Annotated in this window: 7 protein-coding genes; all 7 read right to left on the reverse strand. The window is 64.7% G+C overall.

What is annotated here, in order from left to right; all coding sequences use genetic code 11:
• Window position 1: 1 nt before the first annotated feature.
• The 7 genes from V4558_00845 to V4558_00875 all read right to left on the reverse strand — a co-directional run bounded on the left by V4558_00845 (window position 2) and on the right by V4558_00875 (window position 10215).
• Entirely contained in the window at window positions 2-1087 is a 1086-nt protein-coding gene (locus tag V4558_00845) for a porin (protein MES2304021.1), read from the reverse strand.
• Complete coding sequence (kdpC, locus tag V4558_00850; GenBank protein ID MES2304022.1) at window positions 1084-1671, reverse strand: potassium-transporting ATPase subunit KdpC; 588 nt, start codon at window positions 1669-1671, stop codon at window positions 1084-1086. The genes V4558_00845 and kdpC overlap by 4 nt, the downstream gene beginning before the upstream one ends.
• 10 nt (window positions 1672-1681) lie before the next feature.
• Window positions 1682-3748 carry a potassium-transporting ATPase subunit KdpB gene (kdpB, locus tag V4558_00855; GenBank protein MES2304023.1) on the reverse strand — a complete coding sequence of 689 codons (2067 nt, stop codon included), beginning with the start codon at window positions 3746-3748 and terminating at the stop codon, window positions 1682-1684.
• The gene (gene kdpA, locus V4558_00860) at window positions 3745-5478 is read right to left on the reverse strand and encodes a potassium-transporting ATPase subunit KdpA (protein MES2304024.1); all 1734 of its coding nucleotides are present in this window, start codon (window positions 5476-5478) and stop codon (window positions 3745-3747) included. The genes kdpB and kdpA overlap by 4 nt, the downstream gene beginning before the upstream one ends.
• On the reverse strand, window positions 5475-5567 hold the full coding sequence (gene kdpF / locus V4558_00865) for a K(+)-transporting ATPase subunit F (GenBank protein ID MES2304025.1): 93 nt from the start codon (window positions 5565-5567) through the stop codon (window positions 5475-5477). The genes kdpA and kdpF overlap by 4 nt, the downstream gene beginning before the upstream one ends.
• Window positions 5568-5788: 221 nt before the next feature.
• On the reverse strand, window positions 5789-7522 hold the full coding sequence (locus V4558_00870) for a DUF4153 domain-containing protein (protein MES2304026.1): 1734 nt from the start codon (window positions 7520-7522) through the stop codon (window positions 5789-5791).
• Between the two features lie 173 nt (window positions 7523-7695).
• Window positions 7696-10215: a vitamin B12-dependent ribonucleotide reductase gene (locus V4558_00875; GenBank protein MES2304027.1), complete on the reverse strand. Its 2520-nt coding sequence runs from the start codon at window positions 10213-10215 to the stop codon at window positions 7696-7698.
• Window positions 10216-10378: the final 163 nt, after the last annotated feature.

Genomic DNA, 10378 nt, shown 5'->3' on the forward strand with positions numbered 1-10378 from the left:
GTTACTGCCCGGAAGGGTGGTCGCGTAGTGTGAGGGAGAGCGAGGTCACCAATGCCGCGCTGTTTCGCGACGTGGCCGCCCCATCCGGCCAGATCGCGCCGCCGCTCCGGTACCAGCGTCCTTCCGTCCGCCACTGCACTCCTTCCGGCAACCGGACATTGAGCCCCGCGGACGCGGAGGTCACGTCGAAGCCTCCGGCCACGGCAACAGGAATGAGCACCCCGTCACGATCGAGATACCGTTCCACCCGAAGCGCCAATGCACTCGTCGCCGAGAGTCGTGCCTCGCCGATGATCGTCACGCTTCCCCACGTTGCCCGCCGTCCACCATTCAGGCGTTGCCACCCGGCGTCGGCAGTGGCCCAGATCGTCAGGCCCGAGTCGGGACGCCAGGTGGCCATCAACTGCTGGAAGTTCCGGGTCGCTCCATCGGGTGGCTCACTGCCGAGGTAGGAGGCCCAGCCGAGCGAAAACTTCGGTCCAACCGCCCAGTCGATCCTGGCGCCAACCGCCTTGCCGCTGTTGTTCTCACTGATGTTCTGCCACCCGTTGATCAGGTGCAGCTGGGCGGTCACCTTCGAGCTGGCCGCCCAGGTGGCCTTCACTCCGGTGGAGTAGTACGGCGTGTAGTCCGCAGTGAATGAGCGGGTATAGGTCGGGTTGTCTCGCGAGATCCATGATTCCTGACCGATATGCGAGAAGTAGATCCCGGCATCGACCCACAAGGCGGGGGCAACGCGCACCCCGGCCACCGCTTCCTGGATATGCCGTGCCAAGGAGGGCCCACTGTTGCTGCCGATGGTTGGTTCGCCAGCGTAGTTCGCTTGCACCGACGTGCCAGCCTGCAAGGCAAGCCGCCCGCGAACCCGCTCGCTAGCGACCGTCGCCTCGATATGCGCGAGATTGATGTTGAACTCGTTGTGCCGCACGGCCTGCGTCGTGAAGGCGCGATCGAAGCTGAGGGGCTGACCGGTATCCCAGGCGTAGTAGCTATCGATGAAGGCGCCGAGACTCACCTGCGGCGCTTGTTGTTGACCGACCAGTGGTGCGGCCAGCAGGAGGAGCGGGACGAACCGCATGGATCTCATTGCCGAGCTCCGGCAGTGAGTTGCATCAGCGCAAGATTAAGCTGCAGCACGTTGACGCGCGGTTCACCAAGAACGCCCAGCTGCCGTGCCTCGGTGTGTTGCGCCACCAGGTCGGCAACGACTGCTTCGGCGAGGCCACGCCTGGCAGCAATCCGGCGGACCTGCAACAGCGCCGAGGCCGGCGAGATGTGCGGATCGAGCCCACTCGCCGACGAGGTGAGCAAGTCCACGGGGAGTTTGCCTCCAACGATGTGGTTCTCCGCCCGGAGGGAGATCGCCCGGGCGGCGAGGGTGTCGAGGAGGCCAGGGTTGATCGGACCGAGATTGGATCCCGACGAGGCCGCGCCGTTGTATTCACCGCTCCCTGTAGCCGACGGTCGGCCGTGGAACCACTCCGCCCCCGTGAATGTCTGGCCGATCAGGGCCGACCCGACCACTGCGCCGTTGTGCGAAATGAGTGATCCTGCCGCCGCGCCGGGAAAGGCGAGCCGGGCGATACCACTGACGGCCAGCGGATAGACGACGCCAGTGAGCAGCGAGAGCAACAGAAAGAGCAGCAGTGCAGGACGAAGTTCCTTGCGCACGAGAAGATCCTCAGGTCAGGTGAAGCGCAACCAGCGCCAGGTCGATGAGCTTGATGCCCGCAAAGGGCGCCACGAGCCCACCGAGGCCATATACCAGCAGATTGCGTCGAAGCAGCGCCGCGGCGCTCGCCGGACGCCAGGCAACCCCGCGCAGCGCGAGTGGAATGAGCACGACAATGATCAGTGCGTTGAAGATCACGGCCGAGAGCACCGCGCTCGTGGGCGAGGCGAGTCGCATGACGTCGAGGCGCCCGAGTGCCGGGTAGGTCGCTGCGAAGGCCGCCGGGATGATGGCGAAATATTTGGCGACGTCATTTGACAGCGAGAACGTGGTGAGCGCTCCACGCGTGATCAGCATCTGCTTGCCGGTCTCGACAATCTCGATGAGCTTGGTCGGATTCGAATCGAGATCGATCAGGTTGCCGGCCTCGCGCGCCGCCTGGGTGCCAGACTGCATGGCAACCGCCACATCGGCCTGTGCCAACGCTGGCGCGTCATTGGTGCCGTCGCCGGTCATCGCGACCAGACGACCGCCGGCCTGGTACTCGCGAATCAGCGCAAGCTTCGCCTCCGGTGTGGCCTCGGCGAGATAGTCGTCGACGCCGGCCTCGGCCGCGATTGCGGCGGCAGTGAGGGGATTGTCACCGGTGATCATCACGGTCTTGATCCCCATGCGGCGCAGTTCATCGAAGCGCTCACGAATGCCGCCCTTCACGATGTCCTTGAGCCGGACCACGCCGAGCACGCGTGCGCCGTCCGCCACGAGCAAGGGCGTGCCACCACTCCGGGCGATCTCGGCCACGGCACCACGCACGGGGTCGGTGAGATACCCACCGGCCTGCACCACGAAGCGTTCCACCGCATCCGCAGCGCCCTTTCGAACCTGACGCTCGCCGATGTCGACACCACTCATTCTCGTCGTGGCGCTGAATGGAATCGTCACCGAGTCGGTCTGCGGCCGGGCCTCAGTGCCCAGGCGCTCGGTGGCGAGGGTTACGATACTGCGCCCTTCAGGGGTTTCGTCCGCCATCGAGGCGAGTCGCGCGGCCTCGGCCAGTTCCGATTCGGCCACGCCCGGTGCGGGCACGAACGCGGTCGCCTGCCGGTTGCCGATGGTGATCGTGCCGGTCTTGTCTAGCAGCAGCACATCCACATCGCCGGCTGCCTCGACCGCCCGGCCGGATCGCGCAACGACGTTCTTGCGCAGCATCCGGTCCATGCCGGCGATGCCGATGGCCGAGAGGAGCGCGCCGATCGTAGTAGGGATCAGGCACACGAGCAGCGCCACCAGCACGGTAAGCGAGACTGCAGTCCCCTGCCCCGATGTCAGTACCGCAAACTCGGAGAACGGCCGCAAGGTGACCACGACGAGCAGGAAGACGATCGTCAGGGCCGCGAGCAGGATATCGAGCGCGATCTCGTTGGGGGTCTTCTGCCGCTTGGCCGCTTCGATGAGCCCGATCATCCGGTCCAGGAAGGACTCACCGGGATCCACCGAGATCCTGACGATGATCCAGTCGGAGAGCACCCGCGTCCCGCCTGTGACAGCGCTCCGGTCACCGCCTGATTCGCGGATCACCGGCGCGCTCTCGCCGGTCACCGCGCTCTCGTCGACCGAGGCGACGCCTTCGATGACTTCGCCATCGCCCGGCACGAGTTCATCGGCCGCCACGATCACCACATCACCCTTGCGCAGGGCGCTCGCGTGGACGGCGCGCACGGTCAGGCGATCGGCCGGATTCGGGAGATGCCGCGCCATCGCTTCCGATCGCGTGCGACGAAGCGCTGCGGCCTGGGCCCGGCCGCGGCCTTCCGCCATTGCCTCGGCGAAGTTGGCAAAGAGGAGGGTGAACCAGAGCCAGATCGCAATTGCGATCGTGAAGCCGACCGGGGCGTCGCGCGTACCGAAGAGGCCCGCCACGGCCAGAATGGTGACGAGAACGCTCCCAACCCACACGGTGAACATCACCGGGTTCCGCAACTGGGTGCGAGGATGGAGCTTCTTGAACGCATCGCCGATCGCGGTAACGATCAGCGCCGGGTCGAAGAGCCTGGCCGGTGCATGATGGGTGCTCATCGTCCCACTCCCTGCGTGAGTTGCTGGATCTGTTCGACAATCGGGCCGAGCGCGAGCGCCGGGACGAAGGTCAGCGCGCCAACCAGGATGACCACTCCGATCAGCATCGTGACGAAGAGGGGGCCGTGCGTCGGCAGCGTTCCCGCGGAGGCCGGCACCAGCTTCTTCGAGGCGAGGGCACCCGCGATGGCAAGCACCGGCACCGCGACCATGAAGCGACCGGCGAGCATGGCGAGCCCGAGGAGGATGTTGTAGAAATCGGAATTGGCCGTCAGACCGGCGAAGGCCGAGCCGTTGTTGTTGGACGCCGACGAGAAAGCGTAGAGGATTTCACTGAAGCCGTGCGCTCCCGGATTGAGGATGCCGGCGCGGCCCGCCGGGAGGGCGGCGCCGAGCGCGGTTCCCGCGAGGACCGCGAGCGCCGGAATCAGGATCGCTACCATCACCATCTTCATTTCGTAGGCCTCGATCTTCTTGCCGAGGTACTCAGGCGTGCGGCCGACCATCAAGCCGCCGATGAAGACGGTCACCAACGCGAAGAGCAGCATGCCGTAGAGGCCCGAGCCGACGCCACCAAAGACCACTTCGCCCAGCTGCATCAGGATCATCGGCACCATGCCGCCGATCGGGGTGAAGGAGTCGTGCATGGCATTCACCGAACCGTTCGACGCGGCCGTGGTGGTGACTGCCCAGAGCGCGGAGTTGGTGATCCCGAACCGCACTTCCTTTCCCTCCATGTTGCCGCCGGACTGGAGATCGCTCGCCGCGAGCTCGGCGCCGGCCGCCGCGAGCGCCGGAGTACCGCGCTGTTCTGCCGGCACCGTGACCGCAATTGCCAGCGCGAAGATCACTGCCATCGCGGCGAAGATCGCCCTCCCCTGACGCTTGTCGCGCACCATCAGGCCGAGGGTGAAGCAGCAGGCCACCGGAATGAGGAGGATCGATACCAGTTCAAGCAGGTTGCTGAACGGGGTGGGATTCTCGAACGGGTGCGCGCTGTTGACGTTGAAGAAGCCGCCGCCATTGGTGCCGAGCTGCTTGATCGCCACCTGCGAGGCAACCGGGCCGACGGCAATGGCCTGCTTCGCCCCCGACTCGAGCGTGATTGCGGTGCGGGCGCCGTCGAAAGTCTGCACCACGCCCTGCGAGACCAGCACGACAGCGAGCAGGAGCGCAAGCGGGAGCAGGACCTTCGTCGTGATCCGGACCAGGTCCGCCCAGAAGTTGCCGATCGTTGGTGTCGAGTGGCGCGCAAAGCCGCGCAGGAGCGCCGCCATCACGGCTATTCCTGCCGCAGCCGAGACGAAGTTCTGCACTCCGAGGGCGAGCATTTGCGTCAGGTAGCTGAGTGTCGTCTCACCACCGTACGATTGCCAGTTGGTGTTGGTCACGAAGGAGACGGCAGTGTTGAAGGCCAGCGCCGAGCCGACACCAGGCAGGTGATCCGGATTGAGCGGCAGCATCCCCTGCATCAGCTGCATCAGGAACACCACCACCAGCCCGGCACCCGAGAAGAGGAGCAGCGCTGTCGCATACCGTCCCCAGCTCATCTCGTCGTCCGGGTCCACTCCGGCCACGGCCAGGAGCCAGCGGTCGAGCGGGTCCGTGAGCCTGGAGAGGAAGGTTCGCTCACCCGAGAGCACCCGCGCCAAGTGAGTCCCGAGCGGCCATCCGAGGCCGACGACGACGATGAGGAAGACTCCGGTCTGGAGCCAGGCATTGGCCGTCACTGGAATCGCTCCGGGTTGAGCAGGGCCACCACGAGGTAGACCAGGAGCAGCCCGGCAGCTATGGCAGCAAGGATGAGAAGCAGCGACACAAAGACCCCTGTCGAACGAGACAGGAGAATCGTATGGCAGACGGAATCAGGGAGTGGTCAGGGAGGCGGGCGGGGGGATCAGGGAAACATCAAGATGGATGGTCGATGGTGGATGTCGGGTGACTGATGCTGGATTGTAGATGCTTTGATCCATCATCCACCATCCATCATCCACCATCCACCATCCATCATCCATCATCCACCATCCACCATCCCTCTCCCTATCGGAAAAGCAGCCGCCCATCCCAATGGCTCAGGATCAGCGAATCGGCGGCGCGTTTGCCGTCGACCGACCTGAGGAGGAGGGCGCCGGCCCGGCGGCCCGAATCGGCGAGAATGCGTAACGCGCTGGCTGGCACGCCGCGGCCGATGATGAGCGAGTCGCGATAGATCGCGAAGAGTGGATGCAGGTCGAAGTGGAGTGTGTCGTGACCAACAGCGACATTGACGATGCCATTGCTGGCGCGGAGCGCTTGCACGGTATCGGGCCCGACCACGTGGCGTGTGGTGTCGTAGGCGTTCACGGTGGCGAGCCACCGGAAGCCTTCGACCGCGGTGGCCTGACCATCATCGTAGGAGAAGTTGAATTCGTTGCGATTGATCCGCGAACGCCCTTGCTCGACGTACGCCGCGCCGGCTAGCGCCATGAGCTTCATGCCCAGGGTGTCTCGCTCCGGCCCATCCCGGTTGATGCGTGTCCAGTCCACACTCGGGAAGGGCTTCCCGATGCGATCGGCGATTTCACCCTCGGCGCGCCGGTCGATGAGGAACCGGAGGGCCGCACTCGCCTCGGCCTGGCCGCGCACCGAGTCGGTGTCCGCAAGCATGGCGACAAAGCGTCGTCCCTGACTCTGAATCGAAAGACGCGTGACACTCACAGGACCGAACAGCGTGACCAGCAACAGGAAGGAGAGCGTCATCGGAATCAGCTTGATGCTGCTGCCGGGCCGGAGCGAGAAGAGGATGGCAGTGCCCAGCAGCCAGATTCCCAGCAACATGCCCAGCGTGCGCGGCTCGGTGAGTCCGTACGGTTCGATGCGCTTCCAGAAGGCGGCAAGGAGCATGAGCGCGGCCGGAATCAGGCCAAGAAAGAACCAGCGCGCGTAGATCCGGATCCAGCCTTCGTGTTCACTGGATCGCAGCGGCTCTACAAGCAGGTACCCGAGTATTCCGGTGACCGACACACTCGCCACCAGCCAGCCGATCCAGCCATTGGGCCACTCCGCGCCGGCGACAATTTTCACGAGGTAGGCGAGCAGGATCAGCAGGTAGACGAACGCCAGCGGCGTCAGGATGTACTGGGCAAAGACCTTGAGGGCCTTGGGGTACTCGTGGTCGTCGGCGAGGGACTCGAGGTTGTCGGGAATGGTGGAGAGGAAGATCCAGCTGTTCACGACAAAGCAGGTGACGAACCAGATATCGAGATAGAGATCACCGTCGATGTGAACACCAAAGAGCTTGTCGAGCGCGCCGAGCGCGATCGCGACCCCGACGAAGATCACCGCCGAGAAGATTGCCGACTTCAGGAACCCGAGAAAGAGCCGTCGATTGTATTGCCAGAAGGCGACACGCTGATGAATCGCCACGAACGGCAGGAATGCCACGGCGAGGTGAAGTGCCGCGGAAAATTGCAGGTAGCGGACGCCATCGCCTCGCTCGTTGAGGCCCTGCCAGTCGAGATAGAAGAGCACCAGCACAGCCACGCCCGCGAGCAACGACCCGGTACGCACAACCGGAGTCCAGCGCCGGACCTCGGACGTGAGTGTGAGGGCAATGGTGAGTGGCAACGCCAGGCCAGCAACAAACCCCACCCGGAGTACGCTTGCATCGGTCTGGTGCCTGGAGGCCAGGATGGCGGCGACAGCGGTGACGGCGCCGGCAGCGAGGGTCCACGGAAAGCGCTGGAGGACGGCGACGGCGCGCGCCGCGAGAATGTCGATGGACGGGAAACGCATTTCGGATACCTCCGCAGCGTGGGGTCCCGTCGCAGGGGCGCAGCGTGCTGCGCCCCTACCGGGCCCCGATATATGCGACGAAGGGGGTCCCTCCGCGAGTCGGGATCCCCCTTCGTGCCCGGGGCGAACCCCGAAGTCCCAACGTGGGCGCCGCGAGCGGCGCCCTTACGACCTCATCCGCACTCGCTGAAGCCGCACACGTGACACTTCATGCACCCTTCGGCCATCTCGAGCTGCGAGCCGCAATCGGGGCAGGCGCCGGCGAGCGTGTGCTGCATACCGCCCATCAGCAGTTGCTCGTTGTCTTGCGTGACCATCACCGGTGGTGCCAGCACGGTCGGATGCTCGGCCGTGGTGTTGAGCAGTTCCTGCTGAATCCCCTGCTTCTCGATCAGGTACTTCTCGAGCGCGATGCCGACGGCGTCGGGAACCGAGAGCACCTTGTTGGGGCCGAGGCCAATCGCGCGGTCGGACGAGATGCCCCGAAGCTGGCGATAGACTGCCTTCGCCGGAATGCCGGAGCGCAGCGCGAGCGAAATCAGCCGCGCAATTGCCTCGACATCGGCCATCAGCGCGCCGCCGGCCTTGCCGAGCGACATGAAGACTTCGAACGGCTGACCCTTGTCGTCTTCGGTGATGGTCACGTAGAGATCGCCCAACGGCGTCGGAATCCGGCGCACCGTGCCCGGGAGCGTCTCGGGACGCGAACGCTTCTGGCGACGCTGCAGGTTCTCGCTTTCGAGTTCGTGCACCGACTGACGCAGCCGTGCAATCTCGGCATCCTTCTCGGCAAGTTCGGAGGCAAGGTCGGCCATCGCGGTGCGATCATCGGCATCCGCATCGGGGCCGTTGTAGCCGAGGTCGGCACGGGCCTCCGACTTGCCGCTGCTCACGGCCTGATCGGCAACCTTCTTCGCCTGGGAGCCAGTGGAAAGCACCTGCATGTCACGCGAGCCATCGCGGTAGACGGTGACGCCCTTGCAGCCGAGCGCGAACGCCATCCGGTAGATCTCCTCGACGTACTCCTCGCTGGCATCATTGGCGAAGTTGCAGGTTTTGGAGATGGCGGAGTCGTTGTACTCCTGGAAGGCCGCCTGCATCCGGATGTGCCATTCGGGCGCAATGTGGTTGGCGGTGACGAACACCCGCTGCCACTTCGCCGGCACTTCCTCGAAGGTGATGTTCCCCTGCTCCGCGATGCGGCGCATCAGGGTCTCGTTGTACCACCCTTCGGCCTTCGCGATCGCGACGAAGTCTTCGTTGACGTCCGGCATCAGCACGCCGGCCTGGTTGCGCATGAACGCCACGGCGAAGAGCGGCTCGATGCCTGACGAGCAGCCGGCGATGATCGAGATCGTCCCGGTCGGCGCCACGGTGGTCACATTGCAGTTGCGCAGCTTCCGCATCGGACGGATGCGCTCACCCTTCTCGTCACGCGCGCACGTGGCATCGGGACCCCAGATGCTCTTCTCCCATTCGGGGAAGACGCCGCGGATCGTCGCGAGCCGCTCCGATTCGATCTTCGCTTCCTCGTCGACGAACTTCTGGATCTTGTTGCCGAGGACCACCGCTTCATCGGAATCGTAGGAGATGCCGAGACGGATGAAGAGGTCGGCCAGCCCCATCACGCCGAGACCGATACGGCGAATCCGCTGCGCGAGATCGGTGATCTCGGGGAGCGGGTAGCTGTTGGCATCGATCACGTTCTCGAGGAAGTGCGTGGTGAGGTGCACCACCCGGCGGAGTCGGTCCCAGTCGATGTCGTTCCCGACAATGAACTCGGCCAGGTTGATCGAGCCGAGGTTGCAGACGTCGTAGGCGAGCAGGGGCTGCTCACCGCACGGATTGGTGGCCTCGTAGGCCCCGAGGTGGGGCACGGGATTGAAATGGTTGGCGCGATCGATGAAGAAGATCCCCGGTTCGCCGGTCTTCCAGGCGCCGTGGATGATCAGCTTCCAGACGTCGGAGGCCTTCAGCGTCCCGGTGACGTGCTGGGTGCGCGGATCGATCAGTTCGTAATCGAGGTCGGCATCGAGCGCGGCCATGAAGGCATCGGTGACACCGACCGAGATGTTGAAGTTGGTGATCTTGGTCGTGTCGTCCTTGCAGGCGATGAAATCGAGGATGTCCGGGTGGTCGACCCGGAGGATCCCCATGTTTGCGCCACGACGGGTGCCACCCTGCTTGACCACGTCGGTCGACGAGTCGTAGAGCGACATGAACGAGATCGGGCCCGAAGCCACACCCATGGTCGAGCGGACGATGTCGTTCTTGGGCCGGAGCCGCGAGAACGAGAAGCCAGTGCCGCCGCCCGACTGATGGACCAGGGCCATGGCACGAAGGGTGTCGTAGATCCCGCTCTTGCCGTTGGAAAGGGTGTCATCGACCGGCAGGACGAAGCAGGCCGAGAGCTGCCCGAGCGGGCGACCGGCGTTCATCAGGGTAGGCGAGTTCGGCATGAACAGCCGCTTCGCCATTACCTCGTAGAAGGCATCGGCGAGGGCGTCGACGGCACCGGCCGACGCACCATACTTGGCATCCGGGGCGGCGATCGTCGAGGCAACGCGGCCGAACAGATCCTCGGCCTTCTCACAGGGTCGTCCGGAGTCGTCCTTGAGGAGGTAGCGCTTCTCGAGGACGGTGATTGCGTTGGGCGACAGTTCCACTGCGCCCCGCACCGGAGACGTGTTCATGCGACCTCGACTTCGTAGTCTGAAAGGTGGGACCCTGGAGGGTGCTGAGGGGGATCAAGCTAGGGGTCTTTCTGTGGGCGGGCAATCCGGCACAATCGTCAGTCACCATCGGCTAGTCAACAATTCACATCACAAATCAACCACTGCCGAAAGTTATCAACAT

Source organism: Gemmatimonadota bacterium, assembly GCA_040388535.1.
GTDB lineage: Bacteria > Gemmatimonadota > Gemmatimonadetes > Gemmatimonadales > GWC2-71-9 > Palsa-1233.

Excerpts from the sequence above, each read along its gene's own strand:
- V4558_00845 (MES2304021.1), bottom strand. The coding sequence starts at position 1,087 with ATGAGATCCATGCGGTTCGTCCCGCTCCTCCTGCTGGCCGCACCACTG.
- kdpB (MES2304023.1), bottom strand. The coding sequence starts at position 3,748 with ATGAGCACCCATCATGCACCGGCCAGGCTCTTCGACCCGGCGCTGATC.
- V4558_00870 (MES2304026.1), bottom strand. The coding sequence starts at position 7,522 with ATGCGTTTCCCGTCCATCGACATTCTCGCGGCGCGCGCCGTCGCCGTC.
- V4558_00875 (MES2304027.1), bottom strand. The coding sequence starts at position 10,215 with ATGAACACGTCTCCGGTGCGGGGCGCAGTGGAACTGTCGCCCAACGCA.